Raw genomic sequence first — 16,653 nt, 5'->3', positions numbered from 1 at the left:
GCTCATCCCGAAGTCGGCCGCTCCTGCGCCATCGTCGCGAGGGCGAGGTCGATGACCGCATTGAACACCCGAGGCCGCATGGCGGTGACCAGATGGGATGTCCGGGGCACGACGATGAGCTCGGCCTCGGGCTTCAGAGCGGTGAAGAGCCGCTCGTTCAGACGAAGTTGGTCCCACTGCCCGTTGACGAACCACATCGGCACCGAGATGCGTTTCAGCGCGGACACGAGATCGAGGACCGACAGGCTCCGGAGCGCGGTGTCCTGCGCGTCGTACGCGTACCCGCCCGCCGCGAAGTCGGCGCGTGTCTCGGGCGGGAGCGTGCGATCCAACACCATGTCGGTGAGCGGCTGACCACGCCGGGGGAGACGATCGAATCCCCGCGCCAGCGTCCGGTACATCGTGAGGCCCGCGCCGCGCGGGATCGACGTGCACCCCGCCGGAATGAACGCCTCGACCGGGGGAGGATCCTCGCGGCCCATGTACTCGATGGAGACGAGTCCACCCATCGAGTGGGCGACCAGGAGCACGGGGCCGCGAGCCGCGGCATCCGTCACCGCGGCGTCGATCGTCTCGAATGCCCCGTCCAGCGTGAAGGTCTCGCTCATGCGGGTGCCGTGCCCGGGCAGGTCAAGGGCGTGCGCGCCGATGCCCGCCGCGGTCAAGTGCTCGACCTGCGCGCGCCACATCGTCGCCGAGGTCCGGATGCCGTGGACGAACACCACCTGAGGCGTCATGCCTCCAGCCTACGAAGCAGCGACCGCGCAAACGGGGAACGGGGGCGGATCCGAAGACCCGCCCCCGTTCCGCCGATGGCGGCGTCAGAACAGAACGCGGACCGTCGCCCGGTTGCTCACCGATCCCGCAGCGACCTTCGGGTCGTCGGGCACGAACGTCGCGGTGTACGTGTGCGCGCCCTTGGAGAGCCGTCCGAGGGTGGTCGTCGCGACACCTCGGCGGACCTCCGAGGTCGCGATGACGCGGTCGCCTTCCCGGAACTCCACGAAGCCCTCCGCGCGCCCACCGTCCTGCAGGACGATGGCGACGAGGGTCGACGGCAGGATCCGGTTGATGTGCACCGGCGGGAGCGCGAGGAGCGACGTACGCGTCTTCGCCGCGGGCTCAGCCGCCTCCTCGACCGTGACGGGCACCTGGACGACCGTGCCGCTGGGCGCCGCCGTGACGGTGAGCTGCGCCGTGCCCGCGGGGGTTCCCGCCGGCAGCGTGACACTGACGGATGCCGCGCCACCGGTCACCGGCGCAGTGCCGAGCACCTGCTCGCCCAGGCGCACCGTCACCTCGGTGTTGGCCGGCGCGCCCTTGCTGGTCAGGTCCATGCCCGCCACCTGGAAGGTCACCGTGTCACCCGCGGCGACGGTCTCGGGAACGCCCGACACCTGCACGCCGTGCTTGGCGAACGACGGGGCGACGGGGGAGCCGTCGGCGATGTAGTCCACCCATGCCTCGTAGTCGAGGAGGCCCGTGTCGACGTAGTCGTCACCCTCCGTGAAGGCGCGGAAGTTGTCGCCGCCGGCCGCCAGGAACGAGAACGTGCCGATGCGGTACGTCCCGGCCGGGTCGATCGCCTTGCCGTCGACCGTCACCGAGGTGATGCGCTGCCCCTCGGGGAGCGCCGGGTCGTAGGTGTACGACACGTTGTCCGAGAGGCCCAGCTGCAGGTACGGCCGCTGCGGGACGTTGCCCGCCGCATCCCGCTGCCACTGCTGCTCGAGCATCTGGGTGAACTCCTCACCCGTGAGGGTGACGAGGGCCAGCGTGTTGTTGAACGGCAGCACCGCGTTGGCCTGGCTGAACGAGATCGACCCGTCCGCGAGACCCGCCACGGCGCCGGCACCGAACTCGGCCTGCGTGTCGAACAGGTCCGCGCGGAGGCCGCCCGGGTTCGTCACGCCGATCACAGCGCCGTTCGGCAGGTCGGCCAGGCTGTCGCGCAGCATGTTCGCGACGGTGTTGCCGAGCGTCGACTCGGCGGCGCGGTTGTCGCGCGAACCCCCGGTGTAGACGCCGTCGACGTAGGATCCGCCGCTGAAGGCCGTCGTGATGTCGCCGGCGACCTGGCCGACCTCGGTGTTGCCGACGGCAGCGGCGTTGTCCGTGGCCGCCTTCGTGATGCGGGCGACCTCCGCCACTCGGGGGTACGCGGCGACGAGGTCCGCAGCGGGCGTCGTCGTGCGGGCGACGTTGCGCTCGGTGTGCGCCGAGACCTCACCCGTGGCGGCATCCACTGTCAGCGTGATCTCGCCGATCTTGGCGCCGTACGAGCCGGTCTGGACGACCGGACGGGTGCGGTCCGTGCCGGGGATCGGCGCCGACCAGGCGTATTCCTTGTGCGTGTGGCCGGTGAAGATCGCATCGACGTCGGCGGACGTGTCGGTGATGATCGCACCGAAGGCGCCGCCGGCGGCGACCTCCTCGTCGAGGGTCGCGCCGTCGGGCGTGCCCGCGCCGGCCCCCTCGTGGTACATCGCGACGATGACGTCGGCCTCACCGTTGGACTCGTCGCCGTCGCTCAGCTGAGCGGCGACGCGGTTGACCGCCTCGACCGGATCGCCGAAGTCGACGGACTCGATGCCGGTCGGCGTCACGAGCGTCGGGGTCTCCTCGGTGACGGCGCCGACGACACCGACCGTGAGGCCGTCCGCCTCGAGCAGCGTGTACTCGTCGAGCGCGGGGGTCGTCGTGCCCTTCTTGTAGACGTTGGCCCCGAGCTGCGGTGCGTCGAACGCGTCGGACACGCGGCCCGACAGGTCGTCGAACCCGCGGTCGAACTCGTGGTTGCCGACGGCGCTCGCCTGCAGACCCATGGCGTTCAGGACGTCGATGGTCGGCTGGTCCTTCGCCACCGATGAGGCGAACAGCGACGCACCGATGTTGTCACCTGCGGACAGGAACAGGGTCGGACCGGATGCCGCCTTGCGCAGCTCCTCGACGGTTCCCGCGAATGCGACGGTGTTGCCGTCGATGCGGCCGTGGAAGTCGTTGATGCCGAGGAGGGTCAGCTGGACGGGAGCGGCCTTCGACTTCATCCCGACGATCACGGGGTCGTGGTCGCTCGAGCGGTACGGGTCCGCGGAGTAGAACTCCGTGCCGTGCGTGCGGAACCGGCTGTACTCCAGCGCGATGGACTCGCCCGAGTTGATGTTCCAGATGTCCGCATCCGTGGAGCGGGCGAGAGCCGGCTCGTTCAGGAGGATGTGGTCGAGCGAACCGGACAGCCCCGAGAAGCTGTAGGACGACGAGTCGACGTCGAACGCCTGCTCGGCATCCGCGTAGCCGGCGTCGTACAGAACCTCGAGCGGGTCCTCCTGGCTGTAGGAGTTGAAGTCGCCTGCGAGGGCGACGGCGTCGACATCGCCCTGGATCTTCGCGACCCAGTCGCGGAGGGCGGTCGCCTGACGGACCCGCGACTCGTTCGATGAACCCTGCCCGTCGCCGGTGTCGGCGTCGCCCGGCCACGGGCCGGCGGAGCCCTTCGACTTGAAGTGGTTCACGACGAACAGGAACGGGTCGCCGCCAGCGGCGGGCTCGAACACCTGGGCGATGGGCTCGCGCGCGTTGCCGAAGGCCTCGCCGTCCGCGCTCTGGTCGCCGAGGGCGCGGGACGCGCCGACGGGGGAGACGCGCGCGGGCTGGTAGATGATCGCGTTCGTGATGACGTCCTGCTCGGATGCCGGGGGCAGGTCCGTCGAGGAGGGCACGAACGCCCACGTGCCGGCGCCTGCCTTCGCGTTGAGCGCGGCGACGAGGGTCGCCGTGGCCTCATCGGTCTTCTCGCCGAGCGCGGCCGAGTTCTCGATCTCCATGAGGCCGACGACGCCGGCGTCCACCGAGGTGATGGCCTCGACGAGCTTCGCCTGCTGGCGTGCGAGGTCGGCGGCATCCCACGCTCCGCGCTGGGCGCAGCCGTCTCGGACGGTCACACCGTCGCCGAAACGGTCGGTGTAGGCCTCGCAGCTCGCGGTGTCGGTCCCGAGCGTCGTGAAGTAGTTGAGGACGTTGAACGAGGCGATCGAGAGGTCTCCGCCCACCTCTGCGGGTGCGTCGGTTCGGACGTTCTCGAAGACGACCTCATCCGTGCCCGTGCCGTCGCCGACGAGCGGCTGAGTCGGGTTCAGCTTCCACGAGTCATTGCGGTAGTCGACGATGAGCGGTTCCGTGAAGGTGACCCCCGCGCCGACCGTGATCGGCTCGGTGAGCGAGACGTACGCGGGCGTCAGCGCCTGGTTCGCGGCCGACGTGTAGTCGAGCCCGGCTCCGTCGTCGAGACGCACGCCGCGAGCCGCGTTGTCCGCGGCGACCGCGGCGGCCGCGTCCGAACCGGGACGCGCCGCGTCCGTCGGCTGGCGCAGCGGCTCCGACCCGGCTGCGAGGCCCACCTCGCCGAAACGGTTGGTGCTGTAGGTGTCGCTGACGGTGAAGTCGCCCTGGGGCGCGACCAGCATCGACTCGAGCGACTCGCGCTGTGCGACCGTCTTCGGCCATTCGACGGTGGCGGGCGTCGGCGCCTCGGCATCGGCGACGACCTTCGCGGCTCCCGCCTTGACGGTGAGTTCGGTGAGGCCGTTGAACTCCGAGACGACGCCGGTGACCGTCACGGTGTCGCCGAGGGCGACCTCGCCGGTCGCTCCGGGCGCGTAGACGAAGACGGCGTCGGAGGCCGTGTGCGCGGCGAGGTCCAGCGCGCCGCCGGTGCCGGCCGTCTGGATGACGTAGCCGTTGTATCCGCCGGTGGGGTATTGGGCCGTGACGACCCCGGTCGTGGTGACGGTGCGGCCGGCCAGGGGCGAGGCATCCGTCGTGCCCTGGATCTGTGCGATCGTCGCCGCCTGCGGCTCGGGCTCGGGCTCGGGGTCGACATCGGCGCCGAGACCGGTGGGGGTGGGGGCGCCGGCCGTGAAGTCCGCGGCGTTGTCGGCGGTGTTCGAGTTCTCGTCGTCGCGCGAGACGCTCGTGGCGTTGGCGGTCCCGGGTGCGGGCGCCGAACCGGCGAAGGCCGTGGCCGTCGTTCCCCACCCGACGAGGTCGACGACCTGGTCGAGGGTGGCGATGCCGGTGCTGCCCGTGAGCGCGGTGTCGTTCGCGACGAGGGCGACCTTGGCTCCGCTGCCGCTCATCGCGATGGTGCCCTCGACATCGGCGTCGAAGCCGGGGAGGGAGGTGTTGCTGCCCGGCGCCTCGCCGATCAGCAGGTTCTCGCCGGCGGGCAGGTCGACGTCGCCGAGCTTCGTCACCTGCCACGAGCCGCCGGTGGCGGAGGCGTACTGGACGCTGTAGCCGCTCAGATCGACGGTCTCGTCACCGGTGTTGGCGAGTTCGATGAAGTCGCGGTTGAACGCGGCGCCGCTGTTGCCGCCGCCGCCGTAGACCTCGGAGATCACGATGGGCGAATCGGCCGACACGGCGGCGGTGGCGACCGACGGAGCGAGGGCGAGCCCTCCGACCGTCACGGTCGCGGCCGTCAGCAGGGCGCAGGTCCGGCGGAGAACCGGATGCGCGGCGGGCACGGGGGCAGGTGGGTGCGACACGGTGGGTTCTCCCGAGGCGGCGCGGGCGCGGGGCTTATCGCGCAGGAACCGACCGCCACACTGAGCATTCGGGCGGTGGTGCGCCCCTCGCAAGGGTCAGATCGGTTAACTCTTTCTCATGCGTCGGTGCGCTGGCGTGTCGACGAGACGAGCGGTTATTGTGCCCGGTCGGCCGGGACGCTGCTCAGCAGGTCGCCGGTAGACTCGCCTGGTCATGTCACCCCGCGCACTCACGCCCCTGCAGCCCGCGGCCACGCCGCCCGCGCAGCTTCGCAACTTCTGCATCATCGCCCACATCGACCACGGCAAGTCCACGCTGGCCGACCGCATGCTGCAGATCACCGGCGTGGTCTCGGACCGCGACATGCGCGCCCAATACCTCGATCGCATGGACATCGAGCGCGAGCGCGGCATCACGATCAAGAGCCAGGCGGTCCGGATGCCGTGGGCCACCGATGCGGGCACGTTCGCGCTCAACATGATCGACACCCCCGGTCACGTCGACTTCACGTACGAGGTCAGCCGGTCGCTCGCCGCGTGCGAGGGAGCGATCCTCCTCGTCGACGCGGCGCAGGGCATCGAAGCGCAGACGCTCGCGAACCTGTACCTGGCGCTCGAGAACGACCTCGAGATCATCCCGGTCCTCAACAAGATCGACCTGCCCGCTGCCGACCCGGAGAAGTACGCGGCTGAGCTCGCGAACCTCATCGGCGGCGACCCCGCGGACGTGCTCAAGGTCAGCGGAAAAACGGGCATCGGTGTCGAGGAGCTGCTCGACCGCATCGTCGAGCGCATCCCGGCACCGAAGGGCGACGCCGACGCGCCGGCCCGGGCCATGATCTTCGACTCGGTCTACGACGCCTACCGCGGCGTCGTCACCTACGTCCGGATGATCGACGGCAAGCTCGAGCCGCGGGAGCGGATCCAGATGATGTCGACGCGCGCCGCTCACGACCTCCTCGAGATCGGTGTGTCGAGCCCGGAGCCGGTCCCCACCAAGGGATTGGGCGTCGGCGAGGTCGGTTACCTGATCACGGGCGTGAAGGATGTCCGCCAGTCCAAGGTCGGCGACACGATCACGAACCACCGCAAGCCCGCGACCGACGCGCTTGCCGGCTACACCGACCCGAAGCCGATGGTGTTCTCGGGGATCTACCCGATCGACGGCAGCGATTACGCCGTGCTCCGCGAGGCACTCGACAAGCTGAAGCTCTCTGACGCCTCGCTGCAGTACGAGCCCGAGACCTCCGTGGCCCTCGGCTTCGGCTTCCGCTGCGGGTTCCTCGGACTGCTGCACCTCGAGATCATCACCGAGCGCCTCTCGCGGGAGTTCGACCTCGATCTCATCACCACGGCGCCCTCGGTGACCTACACGGTCACGACCGACACCAACGAGACGGTCACGGTGACGAACCCGTCCGAGTACCCGGACGGCCGCGTCGCCGAGGTGTCCGAGCCGGTGGTCAAGGTCGGCATCCTGTTGCCGAAGGACTACGTCGGCACGGTCATGGAGCTCTGCCAGTCGCGTCGCGGCACGCTCCTCGGCATGGACTACCTCAGCGAGGACCGCGTCGAGCTCCGCTACAACATGCCGCTCGGCGAGATCGTGTTCGACTTCTTCGACCACCTGAAGTCGAAGACGCAGGGATATGCGAGCCTCGACTACGAGCCGGCGGGCTCGCAGACCGCCGACCTCGTGAAGGTCGACATCCTCCTGCAGGGTGAGAAGGTCGACGCGTTCAGCTCGATCGTGCACCGCGAGAAGGCCTACGCCTACGGCACGCTGATGACCGAGCGTCTGCGCAAGCTCATCCCGCGCCAGCAGTTCGAGGTGCCGATCCAGGCTGCCATCGGTGCCCGGATCATCGCCCGCGAGAACATCAGCGCGATCCGCAAGGACGTCCTCGCCAAGTGCTACGGCGGTGATATCAGTCGTAAGCGCAAGCTGCTCGAGAAGCAGAAAGAGGGCAAGAAGCGCATGAAGATGGTCGGCCGCGTCGAGGTCCCCCAGGAGGCGTTCATCGCCGCCCTCTCGGGCGATGTCGAGGGCAAGGACAAGAAGTAGGCTGACACGATGCGCCGCGGGAGTTTCCAGGCAGGAACCGTCGACTACGCCGCCGTCGGGGCCACGCAGGCCCCCGACCTCATGGGCTATCCGCCGAAGGGTACGACCCCGGCGGAGGCGTCGTGGCGTCTCGGCAGCGGCGAGAGCCGCTTCGTCACCTCGACCGAGCAGCTCCTCGGGTGGGGTGCCCAGCGAGGTGCGGGATTGCGCGTCGAAGATGTGCGCCCGGCATCCGGACCCATGTACTCGGGCGTCGGGTTCGACGCCGACGGCAACGCCGTCCAGCCGAGCAGGCTGGACGATGAGCAGCGCTTCGATGCGGACGGCACGCCGTTCGTCGGCGCCGGCACGACCGCGCACGTCCACGGCCGGGTCGGTGGGATGAGGGCGGATGCCGAGCTCCGCGTCATCTCGCTGATCGACGAGCCGCGGCGGGTCGGGTTCTCGCTCGGCACCGTCGGCGGCTCGGTCGTCAGCGGCGAGGAGTCGTTCCTGCTCGAGTGGCGGGACGACGACGAGGTGTGGTTCACGGTCCGCGCCTTCGACAAGCCGACCGGCGTGCTCTACCGCCTGTGGCGTCCCCTCGTGAAGCGTCGTCGTCGTGCGCTGTTCCAGGGGTACCTGCAGGCGATGTCGCCCATGTACGCCACCGGTTCCTGATGGGCTCTGCTCTTCCCCTCGGCGATCCCGCACCCGCCGACGGCGCGCTGCCGCACGACGTGCCGGTGGATCCCGACGTCGACTTCGGCGTGTACCTGCACGTGCCGTTCTGCCGGGTCCGCTGCGGATACTGCGACTTCAACACGTACACCGCGACCGAGCTGCGCGGTGCACGCCAGGACGCCTACGCCGACGAGGTGCTCCTCGAGATCGCGCTGTCCCGTGAGGTCCTCGCGGCACAGGGACCCCTGCGTCCGGCTCGCACCGTGTTCTTCGGGGGTGGCACCCCCACGCTCCTTCCGCCGGGCGACCTCGCGCGCATGCTCGACGGCATCCGGGGAACCTTCGGTCTCGCGGACGGCGCCGAGGTCACGGTCGAGGCGAACCCCGACACGCTGACCGATGAGGTCGCGCAGACCCTTGCCGCTGCCGGCGTCACACGGTTCTCGATCGGGATGCAGTCGTCCGTGCCGCACGTCCTCGCGGCACTCGACCGCACGCACGACCCCGCGAACATCGCGACGGCCGTCGCGGCGGCGCGGAAGGCCGGGCTCGCGGTCAGCCTCGATCTCATCTACGGCGCGCCGGGGGAGTCGCTCGAGGACTGGCGCACCTCGCTCGAGACGGCGATCGCGCTCGCACCTGATCACATCTCGGCGTACGCGCTCATCGTGGAGGACGGAACGAAGCTCGAGCGTCAGATCCGCCGCGGCGAGGTACCCGCCCCCGACGACGATCTGCAGGCCGACATGTACGAGCTCGCCGACGAGCTGCTCGCGGCAGCCGGATACGGCTGGTACGAGGTCTCGAACTGGTCGACGACTCCCGCCCAGCGCTCCCGCCACAACCTGTCGTACTGGCGGGGTCAGGACTGGTGGGGCTACGGCCCCGGTGCCCACAGCCACGTCGGCGGGCTGCGCTGGTGGAACGTCAAGCACCCCGCCGCGTACGCGCAGCGCCTGGCGCTGGGGGAGTCCCCGGCGGCGGGACGGGAGCGACCGGATGCCGAGGCCCGCCGCCTCGAGGTCATCCTGCTGCGCTCGCGCATCGTGGACGGCGTCGCGGTCGACGAGGCGACCGTCGCGGGGCGGCGGAACGTGGCATCCCTCATCGCCGACGGACTCGTCGACGGCGCCTCGGCCGTGCGGGGACGCATCGTGCTGACGCGTCGCGGACGGCTGCTGGCCGACGCCGTCGTCCGCGCACTCACCGAGTGATCCGAGCAGATCGCTTCTCGCGCGGTAGAATTGGCACTCCCAGAACGAGAGTGCCAGCGGAGGAGGGGTGATGGTCTCGGAACGCGGTCTTCAGGTGTTGCGTGCGATCGTCCAGGACTACGTCGACACGCGCGAGCCGGTCGGCAGTAAAGCGATCGTCGACCGTCACCAGTTCGGCGTCTCCGCGGCAACCATCCGCAACGACATGGCGCTCCTCGAAGACGAAGAGCTGATCACCGCGCCCCACACGTCGTCGGGCCGTGTACCCACCGACAAGGGGTACCGCGTCTTCGTCGACCACCTCGCCGACGTCCGCCCCCTCACCTCTGCGCAGCGCTCCGCGATCGGCGCCTTCCTCGAGGACACCGGTGACCTCGACGACCTGCTCGTCCGGACGGTCCGCTCCCTGACGCGTCTGACCGGTCAGGTCGCGATCGTGCAGTATCCGTCCTTCGCGCGGGCGAACGTCTCGCACGTCGAGGTCGTGCACCTCGGCGGGCCGCGGATCGTCATCATCGTCGTGACCGACACCGGCCGAGTGTCGCAGCGCGTCGTGCTCCTGTCGTCCGAGCCGTCAGCCGACGAGGCCGCGCAGCTCAAGCTCGCGATGGCGTCGCTGCTCACGGGCAAGAGCGTCCGAGACGGCGCGGCGGCGATCGCGCGCATCCTCGAGGACGAGACCCCGGTCCCGCGCGAGGAGAACCGCCGCGTCGTACTGCGCGCGATCGGCGAGGAGCTCGACGAGTTCCGCCAGGACCGCATGGTCATGGCGGGGTCCGCGACCCTCGCCCGCCGGGAATCCGACTTCCGCGGCAGCATCTACCCGCTCCTCGAGGCGATCGAGGAGCAGGTGACGCTGCTGCGGCTCATGGGGGAGATGGTCGCCGACGACCGCGGGCTGGCGACCAGCATCGGGCGCGAGAACGAGCCGTTCGGGCTGTCCGAGGCATCCATCGTCGCGGGCGACTACGACGCCGGCGGGTCCCACGCCCGCGTCGGCGTGCTGGGTCCCACACGCATGGACTACCCCACGAATCTCGCGGCGGTCCGCGCCGTCGCGCACTATCTGACGCGGTTGCTCGAAGAAGACGAGACGTCGCGCTGAACGAATCGGCCCGCGGGCCGGAGAGGTGATTGTGGCTGACCACTACGAGGTCCTGGGTGTCGCGCGCGACGCGAGCCCTGAGGAGATCAAGAAGGCTTACCGGCGTCTGGCGCGCCAGCTGCACCCGGACGTGAACCCGGGGGAGGATGCCTCCGAGCAGTTCAAGCTCGTGACGCACGCCTACGACGTGTTGAGCGACCCCGACCAGCGCCAGCGTTACGACATGGGCGGCGACGGAGGCGGCTTCGGCGGAGCCGGTGCAGGTGCCGGCTTCGGCGGTTTCAGCGACATCTTCGAGAGCTTCTTCGGCGGTGGCGGCGGAACCCGCGCCGGCCGTCCGCGGTCACGCCGCGAGCGGGGCCAGGATGCGCTCGTACGCGTCGACCTCGACCTCGGCGACGTCGTCTTCGGCGTCCACCGCGACATCGAGGTCGACACCGCGGTCCTCTGCGAGACCTGCCAGGGCTCGTGCTGCCAGCCGGGCACCCAGCCGGTCACCTGCGACATCTGCCACGGATCGGGCCAGATCCAGCGGACGGTGCGGAGCCTCCTCGGCAACGTCGTCACCTCGCAGCCCTGCACCACGTGCCAGGGCTACGGCACGACCATCCCGTACCCCTGCTCCACCTGTCAGGGCCAGGGCCGTGTGCGTGCACGTCGCACCGTGTCGATCGACATCCCGGCCGGCGTCGAGACCGGTCTTAGACTCCAGCTCCCCGGGTCCGGCGAGGTCGGTCCCGCCGGCGGCCCGAACGGCGACCTGTACCTCGAGGTCACCGTCGCCCCGCACGACGTCTTCAGCCGCGACGGCGACGACCTACTCGCGACCCTCGAGGTCTCGATGGTCGATGCCATCCTGGGAACGAGAGTGACCATCGAGTCCCTCGACGGATCCGTCGACCTCGACATCCGCTCCGGGGTCCAGGCGGGCGACGAGCTCACCATCCGCGGTCGGGGGATCACGCCTCTCCGAGGCGACCAGCGCGGCGACCTCCGGGTCGGCGTGCAGGTCGTCACGCCTTCGCACCTCGACCCGAAGTCGCGGGCGCTCGTGCAGGAGCTCGCGAAGCGGATGCGTCCGGCCCCGCCTCATCTGGCGGAGTTCCACCCGGGTCTGTTCTCCAAGCTCCGCGGCAAGTTCAAGCGCTGATCGTGGCCCTCCACTTCCTGATCGAGGATGCCGGGGCCGCCGGCCCGGGCGATGTCGTCCGGCTGACGGGGGCCGAGGCGCACCACGCCGCGGCCGTCCGTCGCATCCGGGTGGGGGAGGACGTCACGGTGGGTGACGGCCGCGGCGTGTGGCTGACCGGCACGGTCTCGGCCGCCGCGCCCAAAGAGGTCTCGGTCGAGGTCTCCACCCGCGCCGAGGTTCCCGCGGCGTCGCCGCGCACCGTCCTCGTCCAGGCCCTCGCGAAGGGCGATCGCGACGAGCTCGCCGTCCAGGCGGCGACGGAGCTCGGGGTCGACGCGATCATGCCGTGGCAGGCGGCCCGCTCTGTCTCGCGGTGGGAGGGTCCGAAGGTCGCCAAGGGCGTCGCACGCTGGGAGACGATCGCCCGTGAGGCGGCGAAGCAGGCGCATCGGCCGTGGCTGGCGGAACTCCACCAGCCGGTCTCCACGCGGCAACTGGCGGCACTCGCCCAGAACGCACGGATGCTGGTGCTCGAGCCGACGGCATCCGTCGCGCTGTCGCGCATCGAGATCGACGCGGCCGACGCGAGCGACGTGATCCTCGTCGTGGGACCCGAAGGGGGCATCTCGCCCGAGGAACTCGACCTACTGCAGTCGGCGGGTGCGACGCTCGTGCGGCTCGGCGACACCGTGCTGCGCACCTCGACGGCGGGGCCGGCGGCCCTCGCCGTGGTCAATGCGGCCCTCGGCCGCTGGTGAACCGGACCCGACCGACGCGGGAAGGCGCTGAGTAGACTGGGAGGATGAGCGAGCCATCGGTGTTCACCCGCATCCTCCGGGGTGAGATCCCCTCCGAGATCGTCGCTGAGACCGACAACGCGTTCGCGATCCGCGACATCGCCCCGCAGGCGCCCGTCCATCTCCTCGTGATCCCCAAGACCGAGGACTACCGTGACGTGGTCGAGCTCGCGGCGGGCGACCCCGCCCTCCTGGCCGAGGTGGTCGGCCTCGCGAACAGTGTCGCCGCCGAACACGCCGGCGGCGACTTCAGACTCGTGTTCAACACCGGCCCCGACGCCGGACAGACCGTGTTCCACGTCCATGCACACGTTCTGGGCGGCGGGCTCACGGAAGGGAGCCTCGGTGGCTGACAGCGCCGAACCCACCGTCGCGCACATCTACGCGGACGGTGTCGCCATGGTGCAGCTGCTCGGTCCGCAGGACCGTCTGCTGCGCACCGTGGAACGCGAACACCCGGACGTGCAGGTACATGTCCGCGGCAACGAGATCACCCTGACCGGTGACGAGGGCGCCGTCGCGCGCGCCCACGAGCTCGTGGACGAGCTGATCGGCATGGCGAGATCGGGCCAGGGCCTCGACCCGAGCGACGTGACGCAGTCGAACCGCATCCTCCGCGAGAACAGCGGGATGCGTCCGTCCGAGGTGCTCGGCGAAGCGATCCTCTCGTCTCGCGGCAAGGTCATCCGACCCAAGACGCGCGGCCAGAAGGAGTACGTCGACGCGATCGAGGAGAACACGATCGTCTTCGGCATCGGTCCCGCCGGCACCGGAAAGACCTACCTCGCGATGGCGAAGGCCGTCCAGGCGCTGCAGCGCAAGGAGGTCAGCCGCATCATCCTGACCCGTCCTGCCGTCGAGGCGGGGGAGCGGCTCGGGTTCCTCCCCGGCACGCTGACCGACAAGATCGACCCCTACCTCCGCCCGTTGTACGACGCCCTGAACGAGATGATGGACCCCGAGCTCGTTCCCAAGCTCATGGCGTCGGGCACGATCGAGGTCGCGCCTCTCGCGTACATGCGCGGGCGCACGCTCAACGACTCGTTCGTCGTCCTCGACGAGGCCCAGAACACGACGCCCGAGCAGATGAAGATGTTCCTCACGCGCCTCGGGTTCGGCACGCGCATGGTCGTCACCGGCGACATCACCCAGGTCGACCTGCCGCAGGGCGCCTCGGGGCTGCGACTCGTCACCCGCGTCCTCAAGGACATCGATGACATCCACTTCTCGCGTCTGACGAGCGACGACGTCGTGCGCCACACGCTCGTCGGTCGGATCGTCGACGCCTACACCGCGTACGACGAGGAGAAGCTCGTGGCGCGACGCGAGCGCGACGAGGCGAGCGAACTCGCGAACCGCGCCGAGCGCCGGACGGGGCTCCGCCCTGCCGGCCCCCGAGACCGACAGCCCAAGCGAGGACGTTCATGACCATCGAGATCACCAACGAGTCCGGCGTCGAGGTCGATGAGACCGTGCTGCTGCGCCTCACCGAGAACAACTTCGCCGAGCTGCACGTCAGCCCCGACGCCGACCTGGCGATCCTCCTCGTCGACGAGGGGGCGATGGAGGCGCTGCACGTCCAGTGGATGGACGAGCCCGGCCCCACCGATGTCCTGAGCTTCCCGATGGACGAGCTGCGCCCGGGAACCGAGGAGTCCCCGACGCCTCCCGGACTCCTCGGCGACATCGTGCTGTGCCCCCAGGTCGCCGAGACCCAGGCCCAGGCGGCCAAGCACACCACGATGGACGAGCTCATCCTCCTCACGACGCACGGCCTGCTCCACCTGCTGGGGTTCGACCACGCCGAGCCCGAGGAGGAGCGCGAGATGTTCGGACTTCAGAAGGAGCTCATCGGCGCGTTCCACTCGAGCGAGCGCCACCGGCGCGCATGACCGAGATCCTCCTGCTCCTCGGAGCTGTGCTGCTCGTCGCGCTCGGCGGGCTGATGGCCTCTCTCGAAGCGGCGCTCGATGTGACGTCCCGCGCGGACCTCGCCGACCTCGCCGATGAGGCGCGCTCCGGCGCGGGTCTTCGCCGGATCGCCGCCGACCCGGACGCGCACCGGACGGCCGTCGTCTTCATCCGCATCCTCATCGAGACCGCTGCCGCCGTCATCGTCACAGTGGCGTTCACGCTCGTCTTCGACAACATCTGGTGGGCGATGCTCGCCGCAGTCGTCGTGATGACCATCGCCTCGTTCGTCCTCGTGGGCGCATCGCCGCGGGCCGTGGGACGTCAGCATTCGAAGGGGTTCTTGAAGGCGTGCGCCGGGCTCATCCGCGGGGCGCGCATCGTCCTCGGCCCGTTGGCGCACCTGCTGGTCCTCCTCGGCGACCGCCTGACCCCCGGCATCCACCGTGGGGCGTCCTTCGCGTCGGAGGAGCAGCTGCTGAGCATGGTCGATGAGGCCGCGTCGCAGGACCTCATCGAGGCCGACGACCGCGACCTCATCCACTCCGTCTTCGACTTCACCGACCGTTTCGTGCGCGCCGTCATGGTGCCCCGCACCGACATGGTGACCATGGATGCCGCGGCCACGACACAGGAGGCGATGACGCTCTTCCTCGACAAGGGCGTCTCCCGCATCCCGATCGCCGACGGCGAGGCCGACGACATCACGGGCGTCGTGTACCTCAAGGACCTCGTCCAGTTCGCCTACCGCGACGAGACCGCGTGGCGGGGCGTCCCGGTCGCGCAGATCGCCCGGCCCGCCGTCTTCGTGCCGGAGTCGATGCGTGCCGAGAGTCTGTTGCAGCAGATGAAGCGCGAAGCCGTGCACGTCTGCCTCGTCGTCGACGAGTACGGCGGCGTGTCGGGACTCGTGACGCTCGAGGACCTCATCGAGGAGCTGGTGGGCGAGATCGCCGACGAGTACGACCTGCGCACGAGCGAGGTCTCGGACCTCGGCGGCGGTCGATTCCGCGTGAGCACCCGCCTGGCCCTCGACGAGGTCGGCGACCTGTTCGGGATCGAACTCGAGGACGACGACGTCGACTCGATCGGCGGCCTCTTCGGCAAGGCGCTCGGCAGCGTCCCCGTCCCCGGCGTCCGCGTCGAGCACAGCGGGCTCGTCCTCACCGGCGGCACCTCCCTCGGCCGGGGCCGCGGCCTCGCGACCGTCTTCGTCGAGCGCGCCGACCCACCGGCCGCCGAACCCGTATCCCCTTCCACCGCAGAGATCCGCGTCGCGCGGGGATCGGAGTGACCGTGAGCAGCCGTTCCGGTTTCGTGACGTTCGTCGGACGTCCCAATGTCGGCAAGTCGACCCTGACCAACGCCCTCGTCGGCGAGAAGGTCGCGATCACCAGCGACAAGCCGCAGACCACGCGCAAGGCGATCCGCGGCATCCTGAACCGCCCCGGCGGTCAGCTCGTGATCGTCGACACCCCCGGCATCCACAAGCCGCGGACTCTTCTCGGGCAGCGACTCAACGACCTCGTCGAGCAGGTGCTCGGTGACGTCGACGCGATCGGGTTCCTCGTGCCGGCCACCGAGAAGGTCGGCCCGGGCGACCGGCGTATCGCGGCATCCCTCGACGGCTACGGCCGGGCGAAGAAGGTCGCGATCGTCACGAAGGTCGACATCGCGTCGCGCGAGGAGATCACCGAGCGGCTCATGGAGGTCGACGCGCTCCGCGAGGACTGGGACGCCGTCATCCCGCTGTCCGCGGTGACGGACGACCAGCTCGACGTCCTCGCCGACGAACTCTTGAAGCTCATGCCGAAGGGACCGCCGCTCTATCCGGAGGGGATGGTCACCGACGAGAGCCTCGAGGACCGGATCGCCGAGATCATCCGCGAGGCGGCACTCGACGGTGTGCGCGACGAACTGCCCCACTCGATCGCCGTGACCGTCGAGGACATCGCCGCGCGCGAGGACAGCGACCTCACCGACGTCTACGCGAACATCGTGGTCGAGCGCGACAGCCAGAAGGCGATCATCATCGGTCGCGGCGGCTCGCGGCTGAAGGACGTCGGTGCGCGCTCACGCGCCGGCATCGAGCCGCTGGTCGGCGGACGCGTGTTCCTGTCGCTCCGGGTACGCGTGGCGAAGGAATGGCAGCGCGACCCGAAGCAGCTCGGGCGCCTCGGATTCTGACCCGCGACGCCGGGTCATCACGGAAGGGCACAC

13 protein-coding genes are annotated in these 16,653 nt (G+C 70.0%); 11 read left to right on the top strand and 2 right to left on the bottom strand.

The features are described 5' to 3' along the window. Positions 1-2: 2 nt before the first annotated feature. Both H286_RS0105775 and H286_RS0105770 read right to left on the bottom strand, forming a co-directional pair. Positions 3-737, bottom strand: a complete 735-nt coding sequence (locus H286_RS0105775; protein ID WP_018186615.1) for an alpha/beta fold hydrolase — start codon at positions 735-737, stop codon at positions 3-5. Positions 738-821: 84 nt separating this feature from the next. Beyond that, positions 822-5,525, bottom strand: a complete 4,704-nt coding sequence (locus H286_RS0105770; protein WP_020097435.1) for an ExeM/NucH family extracellular endonuclease — start codon at positions 5,523-5,525, stop codon at positions 822-824. A 235-nt stretch (positions 5,526-5,760) separates the two neighbouring features. Here H286_RS0105770 and lepA point away from each other — a divergent pair, with 235 nt between their 5' ends. From lepA to era, 11 genes are all read left to right on the top strand, one after another. Further along, positions 5,761-7,611 (top strand): translation elongation factor 4, encoded by a 1,851-nt coding sequence (gene lepA, locus H286_RS0105765; protein ID WP_018186617.1) that lies wholly within the window; start codon positions 5,761-5,763, stop codon positions 7,609-7,611. Between the two features lie 9 nt (positions 7,612-7,620). Next, a complete protein-coding gene (locus H286_RS0105760; RefSeq protein ID WP_018186618.1) occupies positions 7,621-8,271 on the top strand; it encodes a DUF1990 family protein in 651 nt (216 codons plus the stop codon). Further along, positions 8,271-9,488 carry a radical SAM family heme chaperone HemW gene (gene hemW, locus H286_RS0105755; RefSeq protein ID WP_020097434.1) on the top strand — a complete coding sequence of 406 codons (1,218 nt, stop codon included), beginning with the start codon at positions 8,271-8,273 and terminating at the stop codon, positions 9,486-9,488. Before H286_RS0105760 ends, hemW begins: the two co-directional genes overlap by 1 nt. Positions 9,489-9,558: 70 nt before the next feature. Then, positions 9,559-10,593, top strand: a complete 1,035-nt coding sequence (gene hrcA / locus H286_RS0105750; RefSeq protein ID WP_018186620.1) for a heat-inducible transcriptional repressor HrcA — start codon at positions 9,559-9,561, stop codon at positions 10,591-10,593. A 31-nt stretch (positions 10,594-10,624) separates the two neighbouring features. Further along, positions 10,625-11,743 (top strand): molecular chaperone DnaJ, encoded by a 1,119-nt coding sequence (dnaJ, locus tag H286_RS0105745; RefSeq protein ID WP_020097433.1) that lies wholly within the window; start codon positions 10,625-10,627, stop codon positions 11,741-11,743. 2 nt (positions 11,744-11,745) lie between these two features. Then, the gene (locus H286_RS0105740; protein WP_018186622.1) at positions 11,746-12,483 is read left to right on the top strand and encodes a 16S rRNA (uracil(1498)-N(3))-methyltransferase; all 738 of its coding nucleotides are present in this window, start codon (positions 11,746-11,748) and stop codon (positions 12,481-12,483) included. A gap of 44 nt (positions 12,484-12,527) precedes the next feature. Continuing rightward, positions 12,528-12,875, top strand: coding sequence for a histidine triad nucleotide-binding protein (locus H286_RS0105735; protein ID WP_028497406.1), 348 nt, complete (start codon positions 12,528-12,530; stop codon positions 12,873-12,875). Continuing rightward, on the top strand, positions 12,826-13,950 hold the full coding sequence (locus H286_RS0105730) for a PhoH family protein (protein ID WP_442852493.1): 1,125 nt from the start codon (positions 12,826-12,828) through the stop codon (positions 13,948-13,950). Before H286_RS0105735 ends, H286_RS0105730 begins: the two co-directional genes overlap by 50 nt. Then, positions 13,947-14,414: an rRNA maturation RNase YbeY gene (gene ybeY / locus H286_RS0105725; protein WP_018186625.1), complete on the top strand. Its 468-nt coding sequence runs from the start codon at positions 13,947-13,949 to the stop codon at positions 14,412-14,414. The genes H286_RS0105730 and ybeY overlap by 4 nt, the downstream gene beginning before the upstream one ends. Beyond that, complete coding sequence (locus tag H286_RS0105720) at positions 14,411-15,727, top strand: hemolysin family protein (protein WP_018186626.1); 1,317 nt, start codon at positions 14,411-14,413, stop codon at positions 15,725-15,727. The genes ybeY and H286_RS0105720 overlap by 4 nt, the downstream gene beginning before the upstream one ends. Further along, positions 15,724-16,620: a GTPase Era gene (era, locus tag H286_RS0105715; RefSeq protein ID WP_018186627.1), complete on the top strand. Its 897-nt coding sequence runs from the start codon at positions 15,724-15,726 to the stop codon at positions 16,618-16,620. Before H286_RS0105720 ends, era begins: the two co-directional genes overlap by 4 nt. The last annotated feature ends 33 nt before the right edge of the window (positions 16,621-16,653 follow it).

It is taken from the genome of Microbacterium sp. 11MF (assembly GCF_000383475.1).
GTDB classification, from domain to species: Bacteria; Actinomycetota; Actinomycetes; order Actinomycetales; family Microbacteriaceae; genus Microbacterium; species Microbacterium aquilitoris.
This window is presented reverse-complemented; position numbering and strand designations above follow the sequence as displayed.